This is a genomic window from Streptomyces sp. TP-A0874 (assembly GCF_001748085.1).
Classification (GTDB): domain Bacteria; phylum Actinomycetota; class Actinomycetes; order Streptomycetales; family Streptomycetaceae; genus Streptomyces.
In genome coordinates, this window is the sequence record NZ_BBZK01000004.1 from 96,819 (window position 1) to 122,802 (window position 25,984).

Consider the following 25,984-nt stretch of genomic DNA (forward strand, 5'->3'; position numbering starts at 1 on the left):
TCGGAGGACGTCCGGGTGCCACCACAACGCGACGGGACACCGTGGCCGTCGTCGCGGGGCCACCGGGCTCATCGACCGGCCCCTCAGGGCAGTTGCAGCATTCGGCCGTCCACCGGCAGCCGCAGTTCGTCCCGGGCGAGAGCGCCGGCGATCCGCAGGGCCCCGTCGAGCGGGTCCCCGGCCGCGAGCGCCGGGCGGGCCCCCGGAAGCCGGGCCGCGAGTTCCCGCCGGAGCGGCCCCAACAACGGTTCGCCCATCTTGAACAGACCACCGGTCAGCGCCACCGGGCAGCCCTCGGAGGCAGGGCACACCGCGGCGGCGGCCTCCGCGATATGACCGGCCGCGCTCCGCAGGATGCCGGCGGCCACCGGGTCATGGGCGGCGCAGTGACCGACCTCGGGGGCGAAGGAGGCCAGCACGGCCGGCCGGTCGCCGCGGGGGTAGAGCAGAGCCGGCAGGTCCTCGGGGCGACCGAAGCGGGACTCCAGTGCGGCCAGGAGCACGGCCGATCCGCCGGCGCGGCCGTCGTGCGCCCGGAGAGCGGCCTCCAGACCCGCGCGGCCGATCCAGGCACCGCCGCCGCAGTCGCCGAGCAGATGCCCCCAGCCGTCGGCCCGGAGCCAGCCGCCGCGGGTGTCGGGGGCCGCGCCAGCGGCGGAATGGCCGTCGGGCCGCGGGGCGACGCCCAGCGCGATCAGTCCGGTACCGGCGGCGACCACGGCTCCGGCCCGCTGGCCGAGGGCTCCGGCGTAGGCGGTCACCGCGTCGGCGGCGAGCGCCAGCCGGGGCGCGGCGAGATGTTCCGCCAGGGCGTCCGGGAGCACGGAGCGGAGTTCCTCGCCGAGCGTCGCCATGCCCGCCGCGCCGATCGCCACCGCGGCCGGCGCCTCGACCCCCACTTCGGCGAGCAGTTCCCTGGCGGCCGGCAGCAGGCTGTCCAGGAGGTGCGCGGCGTCGATGCCGGAGGGGCCGGTGCGCACGGGGCGGCGGGTGATGACGCGGGTGATGGCGCCACGGGGTGGCGCGGCCTCGGCGGCTGCCGGAGCGAGGGTGATCCGGAGTCCGGAGCCACCGGAGTCGACCCCCAGGACCCAGTCGGCCGCGCTCCGTTCCGACGCCTTCACGAGACGGCCCTTCCGCACCGCAGCGCGTGGGCTCCGCCGCTCACCACCGTTCTGCCTCGGTTGAGGGCCTCATGGCAGCCGCCAGTCGACGGGCTCCGCGCCCTGGCGGACGAGCAGTTCGTTGGCACGGCTGAAGGGACGTGACCCGAAGAACCCGCGGTCGGCCGACATCGGGGAGGGGTGGGCCGACTCGATGGCGGGCACCTCGCCGAGCAGCGGACGCAGGTTGCGCGCGTCGCGGCCCCAGAGGATGGCCACGAGTGGCCCGCCGCGCTCCGCCAACGCGCGGATGGCCTGGTCGGTGACGGTCTCCCAACCCTTGCCCCGGTGCGCCGCCGGCCTGCGGGGGGCGGTGGTGAGCGCTCGGTTGAGCAGCAGCACCCCCTGCCGGGTCCAGGGGGTCAGGTCGCCGTTGGACGGCCTGGGGGCCCCGAGGTCCGTGTGCAGTTCCCGGTAGATGTTCTCCAGGCTGCCGGGCAGCGGTCGCACCTCCGGCGCCACCGCGAAGCTGAGGCCGATGGCGTGCCCGGGGGTCGGGTAGGGGTCCTGGCCCACTATCAGCACCCGCACGTCGTCGAACGGCTGCTGGAAAGCTCTCAGCACGTTCGGCCCCGCCGGCAGGTAGGTGCGTCCGCAGGCGATCTCCGCGCGCAGGAAGTCCCCCATGGCGGCGATGCGTTCGGCCACCGGCTCCAGGGCCTTCGCCCAGCCCGGCTCGACGATTTCGTTCAACGGTCGTGCTGCCACGGTCGGTCACTCTAGCGCCTCCCGGAGACGCCCCCGTCCCGGCGACGGAGCGGGGGCGTCGAACGGGTCGGCGTCCGCGCCGGCTTCCGGTACTGGGCTCGGAAGACGGCCGTCGCGGAGCGTCGGTGGCCGCTGCCATGGGCGCTCCGCGACCGGGCGGTGCATGTCAGTAGGCGCGGTGGTACGGGTCCGGGACCGCCGCCTCGGCCCCCAGCTCGCGCGCCGCCTGCCAGGCGAAGTAGGGGTTGCGGAGCAGTTCCCGGCCGAGGAGCACGGCGTCCGCCTGGCCGTCCGCGACGATCTTCTCGGCCTGCCGGGCTTCGGTGATCTCACCGACGGCGCCGACCGGGAGCGAGGTCTCACTCCGGACCCGTTCCGCGAACGGCACCTGGTAGCCGGGGCCGGTCGGAATCCGGACCCGTGGCGCGTTTCCGCCCGAGGAGACGTCCAGCAGGTCCACGCCGTGTTCCCCGAGGTCCCCGGCGAATCGAACGGTGTCGTCCACCGTCCACCCGGTCCGCTCCTCCTCCGGGTTCTCGTCCAGCCAGTCGGTCGCCGAGATCCGGAAGAACACCGGCAGTTCCTCCGGCCAGACGGCGCGGACCGCGTCGACGACCTCGATGGCGAAGCGGGTGCGGTTCTCGTAGGAGCCGCCGTAGTGGTCGGTCCGCCGGTTGCTGTGCGGCGAGAGGAACTCACCGATCAGGTACCCGTGCGCGCCGTGCACCTCGGCCACCTGGAATCCGGCGGCCAGGGCTCGTCGCGCCGCGTCCGCGAAGGCGGCGACGGTCTCGGCTATCTGCTGCTGGGTCAGCTCCGCCGGCACCGGGTGGGTCTCGGAGAACGCGAGCGGGCTGGGGCCGAGTGGCTGCCACCCTCCATCCTCCGGCCGCAGGGGGTGGCCGCCGCGCCAGGTGCGGTCGGTGGAGGCCTTGCGGCCCGCGTGTGCCAACTGGATGCCGGGGACGCTTCCGTGTTCCTTGAGGAATCCGGTGATCCGGCCGAACGCCTCGGCCTGTCCGTCGTTCCAGATGCCCAGATCGCCCGGGCTGATCCGGCCTTCGGGGCTGACCGCCGTGGCCTCGGTGAGGATCAGGCCGGTGCCTCCGACGGCTCGGGCGGCGAGATGGGAGAAGTGCCAGTCGTTGGCGGTGCCGAGACCGGGGCCCCGATCATCGGCCGAGTACTGGCACATCGGCGCCATCCAGACGCGGTTGGGGATGGTCAGCGATCGCAGGGTCAGAGGCTCGAACAGTGCGCTCACGGCGGACTCCGTTTGGACTGTGGGGGTTTGGGCCCCACGATAGACGTCGTAGTACGACGACTGTCAAACTACGGCAGTTCTCGTACAATGGCTCCAGAAGACGACGAGGAGCCGCCGTGACCACGCTGACGCCAAGCCGCATCCTGGAGCACCCGACTCGCGATCAGCTCCGGCTGGAGAACGTGCTGCACGCCCTCTCCGACCCGATGCGGCTGCGTGTGGTCCGCGAGCTCTCGGCAAGCCGGGAGGAGCTGTCCTGCTCGGTCTTCCAGCTCCCGATCAGCAAGTCCACGGTCACCCACCACTTCCGGGTGCTCCGGGAGAACGGCGTCATCGCCCAGTTCTACCGGGGCACCGCGAAGATGAACCGACTGCGCCGCGAGGACCTCGACGCCCTCTTCCCCGGCCTGTTGGACAGCCTCCTGGAGGCCGACCGCCGCCAGGAGGCCAGGCTGGCCGGGGGGCGGTGATCCGCCGCCGGTCCCGGCTACCAGCGCCGCCCGCTCCGGCACCGGCCCACCGGGGCCAGGGCCGTGACCCGTCCCCCCTGAAGGCTGAATACCGCCGTCCCGGGCTGGGCAGGCTCAGCCGGGAACCATCCCGGTCACGTGCGCCAGAGCTGTGGCCACGTGCGAGAAGAGGGTCCGATGGTCACGCCGCAGAGTCCGATCACCCCGCCGGTGCTGGCCGAGGTGGTCCGCTCCGGTTTCGTCGAGGGGTGCCACCGCGGCTCCCTGGTGGTGCTCGCCGCGGACGGGACGGTACGCACGGCGCTGGGGGACGTGGTCTCCCCCGTGTTCCCCAGGTCGAGCAACAAGCCCATGCAGGCCGCCGCCGTTCTGCGCGCCGGCGCTCCGCTCGCCGGTGAGCAACTGGCCCTGGCCGCCGCCAGCCACTCCGGTGAGAGGTTCCACACCGATCTGGTACGCCGGATGCTCCGGGAGAACGGCCTGGGCGTCGCGGACCTGCGGACACCACCGGCCCTTCCGGTCGACCCGGAGCAGGCGGAGGCACACCTGCTGGAGGGTGGTCAGCGCGATCCCGTCGTCATGAACTGCTCCGGCAAACACGCCGCCATGCTGATCGCCTGCACCGTCAACGACTGGCCGCTGAGGAGTTACCGCTCTCCCGACCACCCACTGCAGCAGTTGGTCCGGCGGACGGTCGAGCAGATCGCCGAGGAGGAGGTCGGCCCCGTCGGGGTGGACGGCTGCGGGGCACCGGTCATGGCCCTCTCCTTGACGGCTCTGGCCCGCGCCTTCCGAGCGTTCGTCCTCGCCGATCCGGACTCCCCGGAAGGCCGGGTGGCCGGCGCCATGCGTGCCCACCCCGAGTACGTGGCCGGCACCCGGCGCCTCGACACCTGGCTGATGCGCGGGGTGCCCGGCGTCCTCGCCAAAGTGGGCGCGGAGGCCGTGCAGGCGGTGGCCCTCCCTGACGGGCAGGCGCTGGCCTTCAAGGTGGACGACGGCGCCGGCCGCGCGGTCGGCCCCGTCCTGGCACGGGCGCTCCGCGGAATGGGGGTGGACGCCCCGGTGCTCGCCGACCTCGCCGACCAGCCGCTGCTCGGCGGTGGGGAGCCCGTCGGCGCGGTGACCGCGGTCTTCTGACCGACGCTCCCCCAGCAGCCAGCGACCACGGGCCGGTGGCGCCCGGTGCCTCGGTCGCCTGGCATGCTGGCCCCATGTCGAGCCCTCGGAACCGCGCCGTGATCTTCGATCTCGACGGGACGCTCATCGACAGCGAACCCAACTACTACCAGGCCAGTCGGCGGCTGCTCGCCCGCTACGGGGTGACCGACTTCAGCTGGGAGCAGTACGCCCGCTTCATCGGCATCGCCACCCACGAGTCGCTGGAGACCCTGCGCCGCGAGTACCGGTTGCCCGCCTCCCTGGAGGAGTTGCTCACCGGCAAGCACGAGCTCTACCTGGCACTGGCGGCGCGCTCCACCAGGGTCTTCCCGCAGATGCGGAGGCTGGCCCAGCGGCTGGGCGCGGCTGACTGTCCGATCGCCGTGGCCTCCGGTTCCTCGAAGGACGCGATCCGGGCCTCCCTGTCGGCCGGCGGGCTGGAGAGCCTCTTCCCGGTGACGGTCTCCGCCGAGGAGGTCGAGCGGGGCAAGCCCGCCCCCGACGTCTTCCTGGAGACCGCGCGGCGGCTCTCGGTGGAGCCGGCGCGGTGCGTGGTGCTGGAGGACTCCCCACCGGGGGCCACCGGGGCGCACCGCGCGGGCATGCGCTGCATCGCCGTCCCGTCGCTGCCGGGCACACCCCAGACCGCCGAGTTCACCACCGCCGGGCTGATCTTCCCCGAAGGCCAGTCGGAGTTCGACGCCGACACCGCTTACGAGTGGATCCTCGGGGACGGATGAGCGAGGCTCCGCGGCCACGGCCCTCGGAGGACGAGGGAGGTGCCGAAGCCGCCCGGCACGGCGGCCGGCGGGCCCGCCTCGGACGGGACGGCACGACGAGCTGTCAGTGCGGCTTGGTAGAACCTCCTGTCGCAGAGACCGAAACACCATGCACGGAGAAACGGGGGGCACTGTGATCATCAACGCCCATGTCCAAGAGCTCTACGGCCTGCCGGCCTTCGACTTCCCGAAGGCGGACGGCCGCGGTGAGCTGCCGGCCGCGGACGCCGTCGCCTGGCGCATCGCCGTGGACTCCTACGATGACGAGGAGGAGTGGGCAGAGGCCTTCGAACGCTTCCTCGGCAGGGTGGACACCCGGCAGGTGCGCGCGCTGATCGTCGGCGAATGGACCGAGGCGTTCGAGAACGCGGCCGCGGAGGCGATCGACGCCATCGTGGCGGCGAAGGACCGCCTCCCGGCGCTGCGTTCGGTGTTCCTGGGCGACATGTCCGCGGAGCAGTGCGAGATCTCCTGGATCGTCCTGGGGGACGTGACCCCGTTGCTGGTCAACTTCCCGCAGTTGGAGGAGTTCGGGGTCCGCGGGGCGAACCTGGAGTTCCCGGCCGTCCGGCACCACGGACTGCGCTCCCTCGTCGTGGAGAGCGGCGGGATGCCCGCCGGGGCGGTGCGGGGCATCGCCGCGAGCGATCTGCCCGCGCTCCGGCGCCTGGACCTCTGGCTGGGCACTTCGGAGTACGGCGGCGACTCGTCCGTCTCCGATCTGGAGCCCTTCCGGGCCGGCGCGCGGATCCCCCGGGTGGAGCACCTGGCACTGCACAACAGCGAGATCCAGGACGCGATAGCCGTGGCGATGGCCGAGGCACCGGTGGTGGCCCGTCTGAAGGTCCTCGACCTCTCCATGGGGGTACTGACCGACGAGGGCGGAACGGCGCTCCTCGCCGGGCAGCCGCTGACCCACCTGGAGAAGCTCGATCTGCACCACAACTACCTGAGCGAGGAGGTGCGGTCCCGCCTCGTCCGGGAGCTGGAACCCGCCGGGGTGGAGGTGCTCACCGATCCGGAGGACGCCGGCACGGAGGACGACCCCTCCTGGCGTTTCGTCGCGGTCGGCGAATAGTCGGGGGGAGAGGTACATGTCATCGCAGCTCGCCGGGGTGCGCGAACCGGCGCCCCCGCGCTTCGCCGTCGTCGGCAACCCCGAGAACCGCCGCGTCCGCCTGTTCCGGGAAGCAGTCGCCGCGGCCGGGTTGCCCGGTCCGAGGATCATCGCCTGGCAGCGCGTGCTCCGGGAGGGCGGTCACGAGTTCGCCCCGGACGAGACCGTCCGGCTGGACTCTCCCGGTGAGAACCGCGGAGTCGACCGGGCGCTTCGGGGGGCCGCCGACTCCACCCGGGTGGAGGGGTCCGGGATCTGGTACGACCGGTTCACCAGCGCGGTGCGCTCCCTGCGGGGCGGTGTCCGGCTCGATGATCCCGCGGAGCTGGCGGTGATGTTCGACAAGCACCACTGCCACGCCCTGCTCCGGCGGGCCGGTGTCCCCGTGCCCGCCTCGCCCACCTCGGGCGGCGGGGTGCCGGTGCGCGACTGGTCGGAGGTCCGGGCGCTGCTGCGGAGCCACGGTCTGCCACGGGTCTTCGTCAAGCCGGCGCACGCCTCCTCGGCCTCCGGCGTCCTGGCGCTGGAGACCGCAGGCCCCGGGCGGATCCGCGCGACGACCTCGGTCGAGCTCTGCGAGGACGGCAGCCTCCACAACTCGCTGCGGCTGCGCCGGTACACCCGGGAGGAGGAGATCGCCCGGATCGTCGACCGGCTCGCCCCGGACGGACTGCACATCGAGCGGTGGTTCCCCAAGGCCTCACTCCACGGGCGCACCGCCGACCTGCGGGTCGTGGTCGTCGCGGGTCGCGCCACCCACGCCGTCGTCCGCACCAGCCGCTCACCGCTGACCAACCTCCACCTCGGTGGCGCGCGGGGCCACCTGCCGGCGGCCGTCGCCGCCGCCGGCGACCACTGGCGTGAGGCCATCGAGTCGTGCGAACGCGCCGCCGCGTGTTTCCCGGGCACCCTCTGCGTCGGCGTCGACCTACTCCCCGGCAGCGGCTGGCGGCGGTTCGCGGTGGGCGAGGTCAACGCCTTCGGCGACCTGCTGCCAGGGATCACCGGGCTGCCCGAGAGCGGGGCCGAGGGGCTCGACACTTACCGGGCACAGGTCGCCGCGGTGTGCCGGGCCCGGCGGGGCCACCTAACGCCCGTCGGCCGCGGGCCGCGTTCGTACCGCCTTCCGGGGGGCCGGCATGCAGTCGCCTGAGTCCACAGCCGGGCACCGGGCACCGGCGGCGCCGCCCCGCACAGCCGCGGGGGGCGGCGCCCCGGAGTCCGGGAGCCCGCTCGGCAGACCGACCGCCCCCGACATGAACGAAGTGGTGGGCCGGGACGACCTGCTGCTGCTCACCCTCGACACCCTCCGCTACGACGTGGCCCAGGAGCTCGCCGCCGCCGGGCGGCTCCCCAACCTCGTGCGGCACCTCCCCGGCGGGAGGTGGGAGGAACGGCACGCCCCGGGCAGCTTCACCTACGCCTCGCACCAGGCGATGTTCGCCGGCTTCCTGCCGACCCCCGTAGCCCCGGGGCGGCATCCGCGCCTGTTCGCCGCCCGGTTCGCCGGCAGCGAGTCGACCTCGGCGCGCAGCTATGTCTTCGACACCCCCGATCTGGTCTCCGGGTTCGCCGCGGCCGGGTACCGCACGGTCTGCATCGGCGGCGTCGGCTTCTTCAACAAGCAGGGCGCGCTGGGCGCCGTACTGCCGGCCCTGTTCCAGGAGAGCCACTGGGAGCCGGAGTTCGGTGTCGCCTCGCCCACCTCCTTCGAGGCCCAGGTAGAGCGCGCCGAACAGGTGGTCGCCGCGCTACCGGCCGAGCGGCGGCTGTTCCTGTTCGTCAACGCGGCCGCACTGCACCAACCCAACTGGTTCCATCTGCCCGGCGCGTCGCCGCGGGCCGGGGACAACCGCGAGACGCACGCCGCGGCGCTGGAGTACATCGACCGCCACATCGGCCGGCTCTTCGCCGCGGTCAGCTCCCGTCGCCGCTGTTTCACCATCGTCTGCTCCGACCACGGCACGGCGTACGGCGAGGGGGGCCACACCGGCCACCGCATCGGCCATCCGGTGGTGTGGACGGTGCCCTACGCCGACTTCTTCCTGGAGCACTCCGCATGAGCGCAAGCCCGTCCCTCGTGTCGCGCCCGTACCAGAGCTACGTCTACGCCTACCCGCACAAGACCGCCTACCTTCCGCTGGCCGACCGCCCACCGCTGAGTGCCCTCTGGGCCGACGAGCCCAAGGAATCCCTCTCCCTCTACCTGCACATACCGTTCTGCGAGGTGCGGTGCGGGTTCTGCAACCTCTTCACCCGGGTCGGCGCGCCCGACGGCCTGACCGGCCGGTACCTGGACGCTCTCGACCGGCAGGCCGGGGCGGTGCGGCAGGCGCTGGGTGAGCGCGGTCCCGTGCGGTTCGCCAACGCGGCGTTCGGCGGTGGAACCCCCACCTTCCTCGAGGCCCCGGAGTTGGAACGGCTCTGCGACATCGCGGAGCGTCGGACGGGGGCCGACCTCCGGGCGATCCCGCTCTCCGTCGAGGCCTCGCCGGCCACCGCCACCGCCGACCGTCTGGCGGTCCTCGCCGAGCGCGGTGCCACCCGGCTGAGCCTGGGGGTGCAGAGCTTCGTCGAGGCCGAGGCGCGGGCCGCGGTACGCCCTCAGCGCCGGGCGGACGTGGAGGCCGCACTGGGGCGCATCCGCGAAGCCGGCTTCCCGGTTCTCAACATCGACCTCATCTACGGCATCGACGGGCAGACGGAGTCCAGTTGGCGCACCTCCCTGGCCGCGGCGCTGACCTGGCGGCCGGAGGAGGTCTACCTCTACCCGCTCTACGTCAGACCGCTGACCGGACTGGGGCGGCACGCCGACACCGCATCGGCCGACAGCTCCTGGGACGAGCAGCGGCTGCGTCTGTACCGCCAGGGGCGCGACCACCTCCTGGCGCACGGCTACCAGCAGGTGTCCATGCGGATGTTCCGCCGCGCGGACGCTCCGCCGCAGGGCCCGGACGACTACGCCTGCCAGACGGACGGCATGATCGGGCTGGGATGCGGCGCGCGCTCCTACACCTCCTCGCTCCACTACTCCTTCGACTACGCGGTCGACGCCCGCAGGACCCGCGCCATCATCGACGCCTACACCGCGACCCGGGACTTCGACCGGGCCGTGCACGGGCGGTACGTGGACGGAGAGGAGGCGCGCCGCCGCCATCTGATCCAGTCGCTCCTCCAGGCGGCGGGCATGCCGGTCGAGGAGTACCGCCGCCGGTTCGGTACCGCTCCCTCCGAGGACTTCCGCACCGAACTGGAGCTCTTCGCGGCCCGCGGCTGGCTCGACGATTCCGTGCCGGGGCTGCTCCGGCTGTCCCCGGAGGGACTCGCCCATTCGGACGCGGTCGGCCCCGAGCTGTTCTCGCCGGGTGTCCGGGCCGCCATGGCCGCCTATGAGCCCAGGTGACCGGTGTGGACCTGACGACCCTCTACCGCGGTCCGCTCGCCTCCTGCGACTACGACTGCCCGTACTGCCCGTTCGCCAAGCGGCGCGACAGCCCCGGCCAACTGAGGGCCGACCGGGCGGCGCTGGAACGGTTCACCGGCTGGGCCGAGCGGCAGACCGAGGACCGGCTCTCGGTCCTCTTCACCCCCTGGGGTGAGGGACTGGTCCGCCCCTGGTACCGGCGCGCCCTGGTGGCGCTCTCCCATCAGCCGCACATCCGGCGGGTCGCCATCCAGACCAACCTCAGTTGCCGCACCGACTGGCTGGCCGAGGCCGACCTGGCGACCGTGGCCCTGTGGTGCACCTACCATCCCGGCCAGACCCCGTACCAGCGCTTCCTCGCCAAGACCCACCGGCTCACCGAGCTGGGGGTGCGGTTCAGCGTGGGGGTGGTCGGGCTGGCCGCACACCTGGAGCACGCCCGGCGGTTGCGTGAGGCCCTCCCCGACCAGGTCTACCTGTGGGTGAACGCGGCGGAGGGCCACACCTACGACGACGAGGAGGCCGACGCCTGGACCGAGCTCGACCCGCTTTTCCCGTACAGCCGCCACCCCCACCGCTCGGCCGGGCTCCCGTGCCGCACCGGGGCGTCGGTCATCTCGGTGGACGGCGGTGGCAGCGTGCGCCGATGCCACTTCGTCCGCACCGAACTGGGCAACCTCTACGACGGTTCGTACCGCGCCGCCCTCGCCCCCAGACCGTGCCCCCTCGACACCTGCGACTGCCACATCGGCTATGTGCACCTGGAGACGCTGCCGCTGTACGACGTGTTCGCGGGCGGAGTGCTGGAGCGGGTGCCGGCGGCGCTCCCCGCCACCGGCACTCGGCCGGTACCCGGCCGATGAGGCCGCGGGCACGCGCCGGCCGCCAGGTGGGGCGCCGTCACCGTGGTCCGGCGCCCGGGGGCGGTGGCGGACCAGCCCTTAACATCGAGCAGGCAGAGGTTGGTCCAGCAGTGGGGGAAGTGTGGCAGACCGGAAGCTACTCGCCGTCAGCGACCTGCACGTCGCCTACCCGGAGAACCGTGCCATCCTCGAGTCGTTGCGGCCCACGTCCGACGAGGACTGGCTGATCGTCGCCGGTGATGTGGCCGAGCAGTACGCGACGGTCGAATGGGCGCTGAAGCTGCTCAGTGAGCGGTTCGCGAAGGTGATCTGGGTGCCGGGCAACCACGAGCTGTGGACTCCCCCGAAAGACCCGGTGGACCTGCGCGGGGAGAAGCGGTACCTGCGCCTCGTCGAACTCTGCCGGGCACTGGGCGTCTCCACCCCCGAGGACCCCTACCCGGTCTGGGAGGACGATGGGGGCCCGGTGACCGTGGCTCCGCTCTTCCTGCTCTACGACTACTCCTTCCGGGCCCCCGGCGCGTCCACCAAGGAGGAGTCGCTGCGCCTGGCCCACGAGGCCGGAGTGGTCTGCACCGACGAGTACCTGCTGCACACCGACCCCTATCCGAGTGCCGACGCCTGGTGCCGAGCCCGGGTGGCGCGGACCGAGCAGCGACTGTCCGCGCTCCCCGAAGGCACACGGACGGTCCTGGTCAACCACTGGCCGCTGACCCGGGAGCCGACCCGTGTCCTGTACTACCCCGAGTTCGCCCAGTGGTGCGGCACCGAGCTCACCCGGGACTGGCACCTGCGGTTCGGCGCGGTCTCGGTCGTCTACGGGCACCTGCACATCCCGCGTGTCATCTGGCGCGACGGCGTGCGTTTCGAGGAGGTCTCCGTCGGCTACCCCCGCGAGTGGCGTCCGCGTCCACCGCGCCGGCACCTTCGCCAGATCCTGCCCCTGCCGCCCCGGACCGAGGAGGGGGCGCGGTGACCGGCACAACGGTCTCGGAAGCGTCCTGCCGAGCCGGAACCACGGCCGGTTGACGCTGTTCCCCTACTCCGTCATAGGGGAAGCTTGGCCAGGGAAGCGGCGCTCACCGCAGACGTCCCGCCGCCTCCGTGTCACACCGCCGCCGTTCTCTCGCCGCCCACGGGCGGACGGAAAGGAGATAGGTTGCCCACTTCGGAACGGACCGGCGCGGAGGGCGACCTTCCGCCGTTCGTCGACGAACACCGGGTACTGGTCTCGGCGCCCGTCGCCACCGTGTGGAGGGCTCTCGTGCTGCGGGCCTCCCGTTCCCACCGGGGCAGCGCCAAGACGTACGGCCGCGTGGTGGGCGCCGAGCCGCTGAAGGCCTCCGGTAGTCCCTTCGAACCGGGCGCCACCCTCCCGGGGTTCCGGGTGGTGGAAGTCGATCCCGAACGTCTCGTACGGCTGGCGGGCCGGCACCGCTTCTCAAGGTACGCACTCGTCCTGACGCTGGCCGACCGGCCCGGCGGAGCGGTGCTCGGCGCACGCACCCACGCGGAGTTCCCGGGTCTCCTCGGCTCCCTCTACCGCCGAGTGGTCGTGGCTTCCGGCGCCCACCGCCTCCTGGTGAGGCGCGGTCTCCGGTCGCTGGGCCGCCAAGCCGAAAGCCTCGACTGAGGCCGCGCCCGCCCGGCTGCCGTGCGGGCACCGCAACCGTCCGGGGCACCCCGGAGGCCGTTCCTCCCCGGAAGCCCCCCGCCGTCGCCTCCGCTCAGCCCAGGAAGCTCAGCCGGACCTGCCGCTCGGCGTTGTCGACGTTGGTGTCGACCAGGCAGACCGACTGCCAGGTGCCCAAGGCCAGGTCCCCGGCCACGACCGGAAGCGTGGCGTGCGGCGGCACCAGCGCCGGCAGCACGTGGTCCCGGCCGTGGCCGGGGTTGCCGTGCCGGTGACGCCACCGGTCATCGGCCGGCAGCAGGTCCTGGAGGGCTGCCAGCAGATCCTCGTCGCTGCCGGCACCGGTCTCGATCAGGGCGATGCCGGCGGTCGCGTGCGGCACGAAGACGTTGAGCAGCCCGTCACGGCCCCGAGCGGCCTCGCGCAGGAAGTCGCGGCAGTCCCGGGTGAGGTCGTGCACCCGCTCGCGGGAGCCGGTGGCCACGTCGACGGTACGGGTGGTGAAGTCATGAGCCATGACCCCATCCTGGCTCAGGGGGGCGGTCCGCCGCCCGCGGGACCGCGGCCGGTCGGCCGGCGGGTCCGCCCGGCCGGGCCGGGAGGCGGGAAGATCCCGTACCGCCGAGAGGTTGAGCCGGACATGGAGCATGCCACCGAGCCGAACGTGGACGTCGTCGTGGTCGGTGCCGGGCAGGCCGGCCTGTCCGCCGCCTACCACCTGCGCCGGGCCGGCTACCGACCGGAGCGGGACTTCGTCGTCCTGGACCGCGCGCCGCGGGCAGGGGGTGCCTGGCAGTACCGCTGGCCCTCGCTGACCTTCGGCCGGGTGCACGGTGTGCACGATCTCCCCGGTATGCCGCTGCGCGGCGCTGCTCCGGAACGCCCCTCCTCTGAGGTGGTCGGAGAGTACTTCGAGGAGTACGAGCTCGCCCACGATCTGCGGGTGCACCGCCCCGTCGCGGTCACGGCGGTGCGCGAGGGAGACGGTGACCGGCTGCGGGTGGAGACCTCCGAGGGGGTCTGGAACACCTGGGCCCTGATCAACGCCACCGGGACCTGGGCGCGGCCCTTCCTGCCCCGCTATCCGGGCCAGCGGAGCTTCCGGGGCCGCCAGACCCACACCGCCTGGTACCGGGGCCCGCAGGACTTCGCCGGTGAACGGGTGATCGTGGTCGGTGGCGGCACCTCCGCCGTGCAACATCTCCTGGAGATCGCCGAGGTGGCCACGGCGACCACCTGGGTCACCCGCCGCCCACCCGTCTTCCTCGAGGGTCCCTTCGACGAGCGGCGCGGCCGGGAGGCGGTGGCGCGGGTGGCGGAGCGGGTGCGCGTCGGCCTGCCCCCGCAGAGCGTGGTGTCGGTGACCGGTCTGCCCATGACGGAGGCGATGCAGCGCGCTCGGGAACGGGGCGTGCTGCGGCGGCTCCCGATGTTCGACCGGATCACGCCGGACGGCGCCGTGTGGGCGGACGGCCACACGGTCGCCGCCGACAGCATCCTCTGGGCCACCGGTTTCCGGGCCGACCTGGGCCATCTCTCCCCGCTGGGGCTGCGCGAGCACGGCGGTGGTATCCGGCTGGACGGCACCCGCGCGGTCCGGGACCCACGGGTCCACCTCCTGGGCTACGGGCCCTCGGCGAGCACGGTGGGCGCCAACCGCTTCGGCCGCACCGCGGTCAACGAACTACGGGAATGGCTACTGGTACCGTCCGCCTGAGCGACATCCGACCGGGCGACGTCCGGCGTGCAGGTGGTCGCTGCTCCCGGCCGCTGGACGCCCCGAGGCAGCCGTACCGACAGGGCCGACCGAGGGTCAGCGCGGACCGACCGGTACGGCGAACCGGTGGGAGCGGCGGGCCGGGCTCTTTCCCGGCACCGGGCAGCTGCGGCAGTATGAGCCCTCGCCGACCGGGCGGCAGGGGCGGTCCACCACCGGGGTCGTTCCGGTGACGGAAGGAGGAGCCGTGCGCGTAGCCCTGTTCGTCACCTGCGTCAATGACACCCTCTTCCCGGGTACCGGACGGGCCGTCGTGACGCTGCTGGAACGGCTCGGTCTGAAGGTCGACTTCCCGTCGGATCAGACCTGCTGCGGCCAGCCCCAGTTCAACACCGGGTACCGACGCCTTGCCGAGCCCATGCTGCGGCGCTACGCCTCGGTCTTCGCCCGCTACGACCACATCGTCGTGCCATCCGGTTCCTGCGCGGCGATGGTGCGGGACAACTATCCGCGGATCGCCGCCCGCGCCCTGGCGGAAGGACGTGGCGAAGGCTTCGTCGAGGCCGCCGATGACATGTCGGCCAGGACGTACGAACTCACCGAGTTCCTGGTCGACGTCCTGGGGGTGACGGATGTGGGCGCCTACTTCCCGCACACCGTCACCTACCACCCCACCTGCCACGGGCTGCGGCTACTGGGCCTCGGTGAGCGGCCTCGGCTGCTGCTGGAGCAGGTCAGGGGGCTGGAGCTGGCCGAACTGCCGGCCGCCGAGGAGTGCTGCGGCTTCGGCGGCACCTTCGCGGTGAAGAACCCCGCGGTGTCGGCCGCGATGGGCGAGGACAAGGCCCGGCACGTGGAGTCCACCGGGGTGGAGGCGGTCTGCACGGTCGACAACTCCTGCCAACTGCACATCGGCGGCACCCTCAGCCGCCGGGGCTCGCCGGTGGTGCCGGTCCATCTGGCGGAGATCCTCGCCTCGACCGAGGACTCGCCCCACGTCCTGTCGGGAGCCGCCCGGTGAACGCCACCTATCTCGGGATGCCCGCCTTCCCCCGCGCCGCCGCCGTCTCCACCCGGGACGAACGGCTCCGCGGCAACCTGCGCCACGCCACGCACACCATCCGCGCCAAGCGGGCCTCGGCCGTGGCGGAGTTGGCCGACTGGCCCGCGCTGCGCGCGGCGGGAGCGGCGCTGAAGGACCGCACCCTCCGTCACCTCGACCACTACCTGGAGCAGTTGGAAGCGGCGGTGACGGCCGCCGGGGGCCGGGTGCACTGGGCCGTGGACGCGGACGACGCGAATCGGATCGTCACGGAGCTGGTCCGGGCCACCGGGGAGACCGAGGTCGTCAAGGTCAAGTCCATGGCGACCCAGGAGATCGGACTCAACGCCGCGCTCGCCGAGGCCGGCATCTCGGCGTACGAGACCGATCTGGCCGAGTTGATCGTGCAGTTGGCGGAGGACCTCCCCTCCCACCTCCTGGTCCCGGCCATCCACCGCAACCGGGGCGAGATCCGCGACATCTTCCGCCGGGAGATGTCCCGCTGGGGGCGGGCCGCCCCGGAGGGGCTGACCGACCGGCCCGCCGACCTCGCCGAGGCGGCCCGGCTCCACCTGCGGGAGAAGTTCCTCCGGGCCAAGGTCGGCGTCTCCGGCGCCAACTTCATGGTGGCGGAGACCGGAACCCTGGTGGTCGTCGAGTCGGAGGGGAACGGCCGGATGTGCCTCACCCTCCCGGAGACGCTGATCTCGGTGGTGGGGATCGAGAAGACCGTGCCGACCTGGCAGGACCTCGAGGTCTTCCTCCAGCTCCTCCCCCGCTCCTCCACGGCCGAGCGGATGAACCCGTACACCTCGACCTGGACCGGCACCACCGACGAGGACGGCCCGCGCGACTTCCATCTGGTGCTGCTGGACAACGGCCGTACCGACACCCTCGCCGACACCGTGGGGCGGCAGGCGCTGCGCTGTATCCGCTGTTCGGCCTGTCTCAATGTGTGCCCGGTGTACGAACGGGCCGGCGGCCACGCCTACGGATCCGCCTATCCCGGTCCGATCGGCGCGATCCTCAGCCCCCAACTGCGTTCCACCGCGAGCGAACTCGACGCCTCGCTGCCGTTCGCCTCGTCACTGTGCGGCGCCTGCTACGAGGTCTGCCCGGTGGCCATCGACATCCCGGAGGTCCTGGTGCACCTGCGGGAGCGGGTGGTGGAGGGCGGGCCGGCCACCGTGCGGGGCGAGAAGGTGGTGCTGCGCCCGGCGAAGGGACACGCGGCCGAACGGGCCGCGATGCGGGCCGCGGGGTGGGCGTTCCAGCGGCCCGGGCTGCTGCGGGCCGGTCAGCGGCTCGCCGGCCGCACCCGGCGGCTGCACCCGAGGCGGCTGCCCGGGCCGGGGCGGGCGTGGACGGACACCCGTGACCTGCCGGCGGTGCCACAGGAGTCCTTCCGGGACTGGTGGCAGCGGACGCGGGGACAGGGGGCGGCGCCGTGAGCGGTCTGACGCCGGGCCGGGGCGGCGACGGTGGCCGGGAGGTGGTGCTCGGGCGCGTCCGGCGGGCGCTCGCCGACCGGCCGGCCGGGGAACGCCCGGAGGACGTCCACGTTCCGCGGGGCTACCTCCCGCGTCACGGCGACCGCGGTGCCGAGGAGTCCACCGGACTGCTGGCCCGGAATCTCGCCGACTACCGCGCCTTGGTGCACCGTTGTGATCCCGGCGGGCTCCCGGGGCTGATCGCACGGCTGCTGGTCGAGCGGGGCTCAGGCAGCGTGCTGGTCCCCGACGGACTCCCGGCCGACTGGACTGCGGAGGCGGTCGCCCGCGGAGTCGGGTTGGTGCCGGACCGGAGCGAATCGAGCGCGGCCGATCTGGACGCGGTGGACAGCGTGGTGACCGGCAGCGCGGTGGCGATCGCGGAGACGGGCACCATCGTGCTGGACGGCGGAGCCGACCAGGGCCGCCGCCGCATCACGCTCGTGCCGGACCACCACATCTGTGTCGTCCGGGTCCCGGAGCAGGTGGTCGACTCGGTACCTCAGGCCCTGGTGCGGCTCGCTCCGGCGCGGCCGCTGACCTGGATCTCCGGCCCTTCCGCGACCAGCGACATCGAGCTGGACCGGGTCGAGGGGGTGCACGGCCCCCGCACCCTCGAGGTGATCCTGCTCGGCGGAACCACCGCGGGCGCCGGCCGCGCACCCGGTGCCGGCTGAGGCTTGCTCCCGCGCCGCCACGGTCGTTCGTACGTACCGTGCGCGGCGGCGCCGGCGGCGGCGCCCAGCGTACGGGGCGGTGCCCCGGCCGTATGCCGGGGCCGAGACCGTCGAACAGGCCAGCGAACTGCGCCGCCCGCTCCACCAGCCCTGGCACCATGACCGATCAGGGTGCGACTCGCTGCACACCATGGTCGCGTACCCGCGCGCGAGGTGACCCCCGGACGTCGGCCCCGTGCCGCACGTCGCAGCCGCCAGTCGCAGGGGTCGGTCGCAGGGGTCGGTCGCAGCTCGTTCGCAGGGCTGAACGCGGGCGGGTGCCGACCGGGGCGGTGGGCTGCTGTGCCTCAGCGGTCAGCCGAGCTGTGTGGTGAACGCCTCGTAGGCCTGGTGGCCGAAGAGGACGAACCTGACCTCTTCGACGTCCGTGCCGGTACCTCGCACCGTTTCCACGGCGACCCGCGCGGCGTCCTCCAGGGGCCAGCCGTACGCGCCGGCGGAGATGGCGGGGAAGGCGACCGACCGGGCGCCGATCTCGTCGGCGACCAGCAGGGAGCTGCGGTAGCAGGAGGCCAGCAGGGACGAGTCACCGCCCGAGGTCCCGTACACCGGCCCGACGGTGTGGATCACCCAGCGGGCCGGGAGTCCCCCGGCGGTGGTGGCGGCGGCCCGCCCGGTGGGCATCCCCTCGGGGAAGCGGGAGTCACGCAGCGCGCGGCACTCCGCGAGGATCCGCGGCCCGCCCCGCCGGTGGATCGCTCCGTCGACCCCGCCCCCGCCGAGTAGCGACGAGTTGGCGGCGTTGACCACCGCGTCGACTTCCTGCTCGGTGATGTCGCCTCGTACCAGAGTGATGTGTGCCATGTCCGCGATCCTGCCATCGGCCCGCGGAGCAGCCGGGCAGCGACGGGTCAGGAGGGCTGGGCGGCGGTGTCCAGGTCGACCGTCCGGGAGTCGTGTCGGACGAGAGCGGCGTACTGTCCGCCGGCCGCCAGCAGCTCCGTGTGGGTGCCCTGTTCCACGATGCGCCCGGCGTGCAGCACCACGATCTGGTCGGCGTCGCGGACGGTGGAGAGGCGGTGGGCGATGGTGATGGTGGTACGGCCCGCGGACAACTGCCGGAGCGCCCGCTGCACGGCCTGCTCGGTCCGGGTGTCGAGGGCGCTCGTGGCCTCGTCGAGGATGAGCACGGGCGGGTCGCGCAGGATGGCCCGGGCGATCGCCAGACGCTGTTTCTCGCCCCCGGAGAAGCGGTGGCCCCGCTCCCCGACGAGGGTGTCGTACCCCTCGGGGAGGCTCGCGATGTGGTCGTGGATCTGGGCGGCCCGGGCGGCTGCCACCAGTTGCTCGGTGCTGGCCCCGGGCCGGGCGAAGCGCAGGTTGTCGGCGATCGAGGCGTGGAGGAGGTAGGTCTCCTGGGAGACGACGCCGACGGCCTCGGCGAGGGTGTCGAAGCCGAGTGTGCGTACGTCCGTCCCGTCGAGCAGGACCCGGCCCGCGGTCACGTCGTAGAGCCGGGGCACCAGCAGCCCCAGGGTGCTCTTGCCGGAGCCGGTGGACCCGACCACGGCGAGGCTGCTGCCGGCGGGTACCGCGAGGTCGATGCCCCGGAGGGTCACGGCCGGGTCCGCGGGGCCGGGCACCGCTACCGGTCCGGGTCCGCGGGCGCCGTCGTAGCTGAAGTCCACGTTCTCGAAACGGACCTCGCCGCGAACGGCGGCCGGGCGGACGGGGTTCGGCGGCTCCTCGATCTCCACCGGGAGGTCGAGGTACTCGAAGATGCGTTGGAAGAGGGCGAGTGAGGTCTGCACCTGCACACCGGTGGACAGCAGGCTGACCGTCGGCCGGAAGAGCCCCTGCTGGAGCGAGACGAAGGCGACCAGGGTTCCGATGGAGATGGCCGGCCCGCCGGCGCGCAGCGTGAGGCCCGCTGCCCAGTAGAGGAGGGCGGGCATGGCTGCCATCACGATGCCGATGACCGACATCCGCCAGCGGCCGACGGTGTTGGAGCGAACCTCGAGATCCACCAGGCGTTCGGACTGGTCGGCGAAGTCCTTCGCCAGCGCTTCGGACCGGCCCATCGTCCGCCCGAGCAGGATTCCGCTGACGGAGAGCGACTCGGTGACGGTGGCGGCCATCACCGCCATCTGCCGTTGCCGCTGGGAGGCGATCCTCTTCCGCTCCTGGCCGACCCGGCGGCTGATCCATACGAAGATCGGCAGCAGGAGCAGCGAGACCACGGTCAGCCGCCAGTCCAGGGCGAGCATGGCGACCACGGTGGCGATCACGCTGGTGAGGTTGGAGACGAGCGAGGTGGCGGTGGAGGTGACGGTGGCCTGCATGCCGCCGATGTCGTTGGCGATCCGGGACTGCACCTCACCGGTCCGGGTGCGGGTGTAGAAGGCGAGGGGCATCCGCTGGAGGCGGTCGTAGACGGCCGTCCGCAGATCGTGCATGACGCGTTGGCCGACGGTGGTGGAGACGAGGGTCTGCAGCACGTTGAAGACGCTGCTGACCACGGCGGCGGCGATCATTCCCAGTGCCAGCAGGCTCAGCAGGCCGGTCCGCCCCTCCGGAATCGCCGTGTCGAGCACTTCGCGCAGTAGGAAGGGCGAGGCGACGGAGACCAGGGAGGACGCGGCCACCAGCAGGGCGACGAAGGCGAGCCGACCGCGGTAGGGGCGGAACAGTCTGAGGATGCGTCGTACCTGCCGGGGCTGTTCCGGCTCCGCGGCGGGCGGGGTCCAGTCGGGCTGGTCTCGCATGTGCTCCTTCGGGTGGTCGGGCGGGGTGGCTCGAAGCGGTGCGCCCCCGGAACGAGCATACGTAGCCCGCGGCCGTCCCGGCGGTTCCTGTCTTCGGGACGGCCGCGGCGGCTCCGGTGATCAGGCCAGGGCGCCGACGTGCAGCGCCAGGGCTCCCCCGGCCGGGACGGTGGCCCGCACCGTGCCGTCGCCCCGGACCTCGACGGTGGCGTCGGAGCAGTCCTGCCCCGGGGCCCGGGCGACGTTGCAGTACCTGCCCGCGGGCAGCGAGGTGCCGAAGGTCTCGCGGACGGGGGCGTCGCCGGCGTTGATCGCCGCGAAGCCCCGGTCACCGCGGCCGAAGGCGATGGCGCCGCCGCCGTCGTCCCACCAGTCGGTGAGCTCGGCGCCCGAGGTCTGGTTGTGGAAGCCGACCATGCCGGAGATCGGCGTCCAGGTGTGGGTGCAGGTCCAGCCGCCGCTGCCGCAGTCAGCCGCTCCGCCTCCGGGCGGTCCGGCGTCCGGGTCCGACCACTCGTATCCGGAGAAGACGTTCGGTGAGCCGTAGGGCGAGGCCAGCATGAAGACGTTGGCGAGGGTGTAGAGGGCGCCGTCCCGGTAGGTGAGGGTGGAGCCGTTCCGCTCGGTGTCCCAGTTGTCGACGAAGGTACGCGCCCGGGCGCCGGGGAGTTTGCCGTCGGCGACGGACCTCAGCTGGGCGAGGTCGCCGGTCTGGAAGGCGTGCTTGAGGTGGCGGCCGTAGCGGAACTCGTCGACGTCGCCGACGCCGGTGTACTCCCCCGGCTGGACGGCCTCGCCCTCGCCGTGGATGACCTCCAGTACCCAGAAGCCGGGGTCGGCCATCCTGCTCTTGATGGCGGCGAGGTCGTCGGCCGGGATGTGCTTGGCGGCGTCGAGACGGAAGCCGTCGACGCCGAGGGAGCGCAGGTCTCCGAGGTGGTCGGCGATGGCCGAGCGCACCTTCTCACTGCCGGTGTCGAGGTCCGCGAGACCGACGAGTTCGCAGTTCTGGACGTCGTAGCGGTCCCCGTAGTCGCTGATGTCGCTCCGACAGCCGTGGAAGTCCTGGTCCTGGTAGAGGCCGGGGTAGTCGTACTTGTCGTACGCAGTCCCTCCGGTGCCGGTACCGGCACCGGCCGACATGTGGTTGATCACGGCGTCCGCTATCACCTTGACGCCGGCCTGGTGACAGGTTTCGACCATGTTCGCGAAGGCGGCCCGGTCACCGAGGCGGCCCGCGATTTGGTAGCTGACGGGCTGGTAGGAGGTCCACCACTGGTCGCCCTGGATGTGTTCGGACGCCGGGGAGACCTCGACGTAGCCATAGCCGGCCGGACCGAGGGAGTCGGCGCAGGCACGGGCCACCGATTCGTACCGCCACTCGAAGAGCGTGGCGGTGACGGCCTTCTCCGTCGGTGGTGCCGCGTGGCTCTGTCCGGGTGCGATGGCGGCGGCGACAGCGGCGAGGAGCCCCGCCAACGTCGTGCGGAGGACACGGGAACTCATGCGGACGGCTCCTTCTGGACGGACCGCGCGCCGGTGGGGGGGAGCCCGGTGCCCGGCCGGCCGGGTGGGGGGTGGAAGTCCGGCTCGGAGCCTGCCGCTCCACGGTGGGCACGTCAAGGTTTTTCCGCAAGGTTTCCATGCTTTGCTGAAAGTGCTTGCCGGAAACCGGGGCCGGTGCCGCCCCGGGGTGGCACGGAGGAATACTCCCCGCGGAACGGAGCGCGCGGCCCCGGGAGGGACCGGCGGCCGGAAAAACGGCTTGTGTTCGACGGATCGGCGAGCGAACCTTTCACCGCCCCCACAGACACCGACTTCCTGGAACATGCATGCAGATTCGCGACCTCCCCTACGCAGATCCAGGTATTCCGGATGTTCGGTCGGGCCCGCGCTTCCTGATCTGGCTCAGCAGACACCAGTGGTCAGGTCAGCTGAAGTCACTCGGCTGGGGGGTCCTGCACATGGCCGCCCTCGCGCTACTGCCGGTGGGTGTGGGGCTGGCGGTGCAGGCCGTCGCCGACCGTTCCGGTGACCGGCTGGCGGCGGCCGGAGGGGTGATCGCGGCGCTGGGTCTGTTGATCACGGTGGGCGACACCATGCTCCACCGCACGGCTGTCACCAACTGGATCACCGCCGCAGCCAGGGTGCAGCAGCTGCTGGCGCGGAAGACGGCGGAGATGGGTGCGCTCCTCACCCGGCAGGTGGCGGCCGGCGAGGTCACCGCGGTCTCCACCGGCGATGTGGAGAAGATCGGCTGGTTCGTCGAATCCCTGTCGCGGTGCAGCGCCGCGCTCCTCGTCACCGTCGGGCTCTGCGCGGGACTGGTCCTCTACCAACCGGAACTGGGTCTGCTGGTGGCGGTCGGGGTTCCGGTCCTGGTGCTGTCTGTCCTGCCCTTGCTGCCGATCGCCACCCGACGGGCGGACGTACAGCGGGAGAAGGCCGGCCGGGCGACCGAACTGGCCTCCGACACGGTCGCCGGTCTCCGGGTGCTCCGGGGCATCGGCGGCGAGGAGCTGTTCCTCGGCCGTTACCGGAGGGCCTCCCAGGAAGTCCGGAAGGCCGCTGTCCACAACGCCCGGATGTGGGCCTGGATCAGTGCGGTCCAGGTGGCGCTGCCCGGCCTGCTGATGATCGCGGTGGTCTGGCACGGGGTGGGGCTCGCTCGTGACGGCCGGATCTCGGTGGGGGAACTCGTCACCGTCTACGGGGCGGTGACCTTCCTGCTGTTCCCGCTGCAGCACTTCGTGGAGATCGCCATGGCCTACTCGGTCTCCCGACCGTCCGCCAAACGCGCCGCTCGGGTACTGGCGCTGCGCCGTACGGAGCCGCACGGCGGCGCCGCGGCCGGCGGCGCCCCGGTGGTGGGCGAGGCGGTCCTCCCACCGCTCACCGGCGACCTCCACGATCCGGTGAGCGGGGTCCACGCCCCGACCGGAGCGTTCACCGCGGTGGTGTGCGGTGATCCGGACCTCGGGGGGCGGCTCGCCGAACGGCTGGGCGGCCACGCTGCTGAGCAGCAGCCGTCCTGCCCGGGAAAGGAACCGGAAGCGTCCGTGCTGCTGGGCGGTACCGCGCTGGACGAGGTTCCGCTGTCCACGGCCCGGGCTTCGGTGCTCGTCCAGGACAAGGACCCGGTGCTGTTGTCCGGGGCTCTCGAACAGCTTCTCGACGTGCCCTCCTCGGGGGGGTGACCGCAGCCGAGGCGCTGGCCGCGGCCGAGTGTGGCGACGTACTGGCCGCACTCGGCCAGGCGGCCGGCGGTGACTCGGGGGACCCGATGCGGGCGGAGATCACCGAGCGCGGCCGCTCCCTGTCAGGAGGTCAGCGGCAGCGGCTGGCGTTGGCCCGTTCGCTGGTCACCGATCCGGAGGTACTGGTGCTGGACGAGCCGACGAGCGCGGTCGACTCACACACCGAGTCCCGGATCGCGGCGGGGCTGCGGAAGCTCCGCGCCGGGCGCACCACGGTCGTGTTCACCACCAGCCCCCTGCTGCTGGAACTGGCCGATCAGGTGCTGTTCGCCCCGGAGGGCACGGTGGTGGCCTCCGGGGAGCACCGGGAGCTTCTGCGGGGTCACGCGGGCTACCGGGCGGTCGTCAGCCGGGAGGACGACGCGGCCCCCTCGCCGGCGGTGCCTGGCGCGGCGGACGGCGTCGAGCCGGTTGAGGGGGGCGTCCAGGCGGAGGGTGTCGTCCGAGTTGAGGGGGTCGTGCCGGTGGAGCCGGCCGACCGCCCCGGCCGATCGGGAGGAGCGGGGTCCATGGCGACGGTCAGAGGGGCCGGCGGGGAGCGGATGGAGGAGTCGGGATGATCGGCGTGGCACCTCCGGCCGAGGATCCGGCCGCACCCAGCACCGCCACGACCCTGCCGGTCGGCTCGCCCGCGACCGTCCGGGGTTACGCGGGCGAACTGCTGCGCAGGCACCGGCGCGCCTTCGCGGTGCTGGTCGGGGTGAACGCTCTCGCGGTGGCTGCTTCCATGGTGGGGCCGTACCTCCTCGGCGGACTGGTGGAGGACCTCGCACAGGGGGTCCGGCAACTCCGTCTGGGGCGCACCCTGCTGCTCTTCGCCGTGGCACTGGCCGTGCAGACGATGTTCATCCGGCTGGTGCGGCTCCGTGGGGCGGTGCTCGGCGAACGCATGCTGGCGGACCTGCGGGAGGACTTCCTCGTCCGCTCGGTGCGGCTGCCGCCCGGAGTACTGGAGCGGGCCGGCACCGGCGACCTGCTGTCGAGGATCACCACAGACATCGACCGGCTGGCCAACGCCATGCGCAAGGCGGTACCGGAGCTCGCCATCGGCGTGGTGTGGGTGCTGCTGCTCCTCGGCGGCCTGGTGGTGATCGCGCCACCGCTGGCGTTCTGCGTGCTGGCCGCCCTGCCGGTGCTGCTGACCGGTTGCCGCTGGTACTTCCGGCGGGCCCCCGGCGCCTACCGTTCGGAGGCGGCGGGCTACGCCGCGGTCGCCGCCGCGCTCACCGAGACCGTGGGCGCGGGCCGGACGGTGGAGGCGCACCGGCTCGAAGCCCGGCGGGTCGCTCTCTCCGAGGAGCGGATCCGGGTGTGGACCGGGTGGGAGCGGTACACGCTGTGGTTGCGCACGATCCTGTTCCCGGTGATCAACATGGCCCATGTGACGATCGTCGGCTGTGTGTTGATGCTCGGCGGGATGTTCGTGCTGCGGGGCTGGATGACCGTCGGGGAGCTCACCACCGGTGCGCTCTTCGCGCAGATGCTGGTCGAGCCGGTCGGGCTGATCCTGCGCTGGTACGACGAACTCCAGGTCGCGCAGGTGTCGTTGGCGCGGCTGGTCGGGGTCCGTGAGATCGAGCCGGAAGCCGTCGCGGACGAGGTCCACCCGGAGGGCCGCGAGGTCCGGGCGGCGGGGGTGCGCTTCCGTTACCGCCCGGACGGGGCCGATGTGCTGCACGAGGTCTCGCTGACCGTCCGTCCCGGAACCCGGCTGGCTCTCGTCGGCCCCTCGGGCGCGGGCAAGTCGACGTTGGGACGGCTGCTGGCCGGGATCTACGAACCGCGGACCGGGCTGGTCAGCCTCGGTGGTGCCGCGCTGGCGCGGATGCCGGCGGAGCGGGTGCGCCGGCAGGTGGCGCTGGTCAACCAGGAGCACCACGTCTTCGTCGGCGCCCTGCGGGACAACCTGCTGCTGGCCCGCGAGGGGGCTGAGGACGCCGAGCTGTGGCGGGCGCTGGCCGCCGTCGACGCCGCGGGCTGGGCCCGGACGCTCCCGGACGGCCTGGACACCGAGGTCGGCTCCGGTGGCATGGCGCTGACCCCGGCACAGGCGCAGCAGATAGCGCTGGCCCGGCTGGTCCTGGCCGACCCGCACACGCTGGTGCTCGACGAGGCGACGTCGCTGCTGGATCCGCGCGCGGCGCGGCATCTGGAACGCTCGCTCGCCCGGGTGCTGGAGGGCCGCACGGTGGTGGCCATCGCGCACCGGCTGCACACCGCGCACGACGCCGACCTGATCGCGGTCGTGGAGGACGGCAGGATCAGTGAGTTGGGCAGCCACGACCAGCTCGTCGCCGCGGGCGGGGCCTATGCGGCGCTCTGGCGCTCCTGGCACGGCTGAGGCCGTTGCCGGCACCGGCTGCCCGAGCGCGGCTGGGAGGCCAGGGCCGCCGGGGCGGAACGGGTTCAGCGCGGCCCGGCCGGAGGCCGAGGTCTCCGGTGCGCCCGGCCGCT

22 protein-coding genes and 1 pseudogene are annotated in these 25,984 nt (G+C 72.9%); 16 read left to right on the forward strand and 7 right to left on the reverse strand.

The features are described from left to right. Positions 1 to 83: 83 nt before the first annotated feature. The 3 genes from BGP73_RS04610 to BGP73_RS04620 form a co-directional block, all read right to left on the reverse strand. Positions 84 to 1,124: an N-acetylglucosamine kinase gene (locus tag BGP73_RS04610; protein WP_069812868.1), complete on the reverse strand. Its 1,041-nt coding sequence runs from the start codon at positions 1,122 to 1,124 to the stop codon at positions 84 to 86. A 69-nt stretch (positions 1,125 to 1,193) separates the two neighbouring features. Beyond that, positions 1,194 to 1,871, reverse strand: coding sequence for a uracil-DNA glycosylase (locus BGP73_RS04615; protein WP_069812189.1), 678 nt, complete (start codon positions 1,869 to 1,871; stop codon positions 1,194 to 1,196). Positions 1,872 to 2,037: 166 nt separating this feature from the next. Next, a complete protein-coding gene (locus BGP73_RS04620) occupies positions 2,038 to 3,135 on the reverse strand; it encodes an NADH:flavin oxidoreductase/NADH oxidase (RefSeq protein WP_069812190.1) in 1,098 nt (365 codons plus the stop codon). Positions 3,136 to 3,251: 116 nt separating this feature from the next. Between BGP73_RS04620 and BGP73_RS04625 the strand changes: the two genes are divergently transcribed. The 10 genes from BGP73_RS04625 (at position 3,252) to BGP73_RS04670 (ending at position 12,582) form a co-directional block, all read left to right on the forward strand. Continuing rightward, entirely contained in the window at positions 3,252 to 3,605 is a 354-nt protein-coding gene (locus tag BGP73_RS04625) for an ArsR/SmtB family transcription factor (RefSeq protein ID WP_069812191.1), read from the forward strand. A gap of 177 nt (positions 3,606 to 3,782) precedes the next feature. After that, positions 3,783 to 4,745, forward strand: a complete 963-nt coding sequence (locus BGP73_RS04630; RefSeq protein ID WP_069812192.1) for an asparaginase — start codon at positions 3,783 to 3,785, stop codon at positions 4,743 to 4,745. 74 nt (positions 4,746 to 4,819) lie between these two features. Further along, positions 4,820 to 5,506, forward strand: a complete 687-nt coding sequence (locus BGP73_RS04635; RefSeq protein ID WP_069812193.1) for an HAD family hydrolase — start codon at positions 4,820 to 4,822, stop codon at positions 5,504 to 5,506. Positions 5,507 to 5,678: 172 nt separating this feature from the next. Next, positions 5,679 to 6,623 carry an STM4015 family protein gene (locus BGP73_RS04640; protein ID WP_069812194.1) on the forward strand — a complete coding sequence of 315 codons (945 nt, stop codon included), beginning with the start codon at positions 5,679 to 5,681 and terminating at the stop codon, positions 6,621 to 6,623. 16 nt (positions 6,624 to 6,639) lie between these two features. Next, positions 6,640 to 7,815 carry an STM4014 family protein gene (locus BGP73_RS04645; RefSeq protein WP_069812195.1) on the forward strand — a complete coding sequence of 392 codons (1,176 nt, stop codon included), beginning with the start codon at positions 6,640 to 6,642 and terminating at the stop codon, positions 7,813 to 7,815. Between the two features lie 103 nt (positions 7,816 to 7,918). Further along, entirely contained in the window at positions 7,919 to 8,725 is an 807-nt protein-coding gene (locus BGP73_RS04650; protein ID WP_069812196.1) for an STM4013/SEN3800 family hydrolase, read from the forward strand. Further along, complete coding sequence (locus BGP73_RS04655) at positions 8,722 to 10,065, forward strand: STM4012 family radical SAM protein (RefSeq protein WP_069812197.1); 1,344 nt, start codon at positions 8,722 to 8,724, stop codon at positions 10,063 to 10,065. The genes BGP73_RS04650 and BGP73_RS04655 overlap by 4 nt, the downstream gene beginning before the upstream one ends. 5 nt (positions 10,066 to 10,070) lie before the next feature. Then, positions 10,071 to 10,949: an STM4011 family radical SAM protein gene (locus tag BGP73_RS04660; protein ID WP_069812870.1), complete on the forward strand. Its 879-nt coding sequence runs from the start codon at positions 10,071 to 10,073 to the stop codon at positions 10,947 to 10,949. Positions 10,950 to 11,070: 121 nt separating this feature from the next. Then, the gene (locus BGP73_RS04665; RefSeq protein ID WP_069812198.1) at positions 11,071 to 11,925 is read left to right on the forward strand and encodes a metallophosphoesterase family protein; all 855 of its coding nucleotides are present in this window, start codon (positions 11,071 to 11,073) and stop codon (positions 11,923 to 11,925) included. Positions 11,926 to 12,108: 183 nt separating this feature from the next. Further along, a complete protein-coding gene (locus BGP73_RS04670; RefSeq protein ID WP_069812199.1) occupies positions 12,109 to 12,582 on the forward strand; it encodes a hypothetical protein in 474 nt (157 codons plus the stop codon). 94 nt (positions 12,583 to 12,676) lie between these two features. Here the strand turns inward: BGP73_RS04670 and BGP73_RS04675 are convergent, their stop codons facing one another. Next, positions 12,677 to 13,099: a secondary thiamine-phosphate synthase enzyme YjbQ gene (locus tag BGP73_RS04675; RefSeq protein WP_069812872.1), complete on the reverse strand. Its 423-nt coding sequence runs from the start codon at positions 13,097 to 13,099 to the stop codon at positions 12,677 to 12,679. Between the two features lie 123 nt (positions 13,100 to 13,222). Here BGP73_RS04675 and BGP73_RS04680 point away from each other — a divergent pair, with 123 nt between their 5' ends. The 4 genes from BGP73_RS04680 to BGP73_RS04695 all read left to right on the forward strand — a co-directional run bounded on the left by BGP73_RS04680 (position 13,223) and on the right by BGP73_RS04695 (position 17,508). Next, entirely contained in the window at positions 13,223 to 14,299 is a 1,077-nt protein-coding gene (locus tag BGP73_RS04680; protein WP_069812200.1) for an FAD-dependent oxidoreductase, read from the forward strand. 247 nt (positions 14,300 to 14,546) lie between these two features. After that, positions 14,547 to 15,320 (forward strand): (Fe-S)-binding protein, encoded by a 774-nt coding sequence (locus BGP73_RS04685; RefSeq protein WP_069812201.1) that lies wholly within the window; start codon positions 14,547 to 14,549, stop codon positions 15,318 to 15,320. Beyond that, positions 15,317 to 16,792, forward strand: coding sequence for a lactate utilization protein B (locus BGP73_RS04690; protein ID WP_069812202.1), 1,476 nt, complete (start codon positions 15,317 to 15,319; stop codon positions 16,790 to 16,792). The genes BGP73_RS04685 and BGP73_RS04690 overlap by 4 nt, the downstream gene beginning before the upstream one ends. After that, positions 16,789 to 17,508 carry a LutC/YkgG family protein gene (locus BGP73_RS04695; protein WP_069812873.1) on the forward strand — a complete coding sequence of 240 codons (720 nt, stop codon included), beginning with the start codon at positions 16,789 to 16,791 and terminating at the stop codon, positions 17,506 to 17,508. The genes BGP73_RS04690 and BGP73_RS04695 overlap by 4 nt, the downstream gene beginning before the upstream one ends. Before the next feature lie 354 nt (positions 17,509 to 17,862). Here the strand turns inward: BGP73_RS04695 and BGP73_RS04700 are convergent, their stop codons facing one another. The 3 genes from BGP73_RS04700 to BGP73_RS04710 all read right to left on the reverse strand — a co-directional run bounded on the left by BGP73_RS04700 (position 17,863) and on the right by BGP73_RS04710 (position 21,779). Continuing rightward, on the reverse strand, positions 17,863 to 18,372 hold the full coding sequence (locus BGP73_RS04700) for an O-acetyl-ADP-ribose deacetylase (RefSeq protein WP_069812203.1): 510 nt from the start codon (positions 18,370 to 18,372) through the stop codon (positions 17,863 to 17,865). Positions 18,373 to 18,419: 47 nt separating this feature from the next. Then, complete coding sequence (locus BGP73_RS04705; RefSeq protein ID WP_069812204.1) at positions 18,420 to 20,273, reverse strand: ABC transporter ATP-binding protein; 1,854 nt, start codon at positions 20,271 to 20,273, stop codon at positions 18,420 to 18,422. Positions 20,274 to 20,393: 120 nt separating this feature from the next. After that, entirely contained in the window at positions 20,394 to 21,779 is a 1,386-nt protein-coding gene (locus tag BGP73_RS04710; RefSeq protein ID WP_069812205.1) for an alpha-amylase, read from the reverse strand. Positions 21,780 to 22,105: 326 nt separating this feature from the next. Between BGP73_RS04710 and BGP73_RS23425 the strand changes: the two are divergent. Both BGP73_RS23425 and BGP73_RS04720 read left to right on the forward strand, forming a co-directional pair. After that, positions 22,106 to 24,090, forward strand: a pseudogene (locus BGP73_RS23425) (ABC transporter transmembrane domain-containing protein). Beyond that, positions 24,087 to 25,871, forward strand: a complete 1,785-nt coding sequence (locus tag BGP73_RS04720) for an ABC transporter ATP-binding protein (RefSeq protein WP_069812206.1) — start codon at positions 24,087 to 24,089, stop codon at positions 25,869 to 25,871. Before BGP73_RS23425 ends, BGP73_RS04720 begins: the two are co-directional and overlap by 4 nt. Positions 25,872 to 25,984 lie beyond the last annotated feature (113 nt).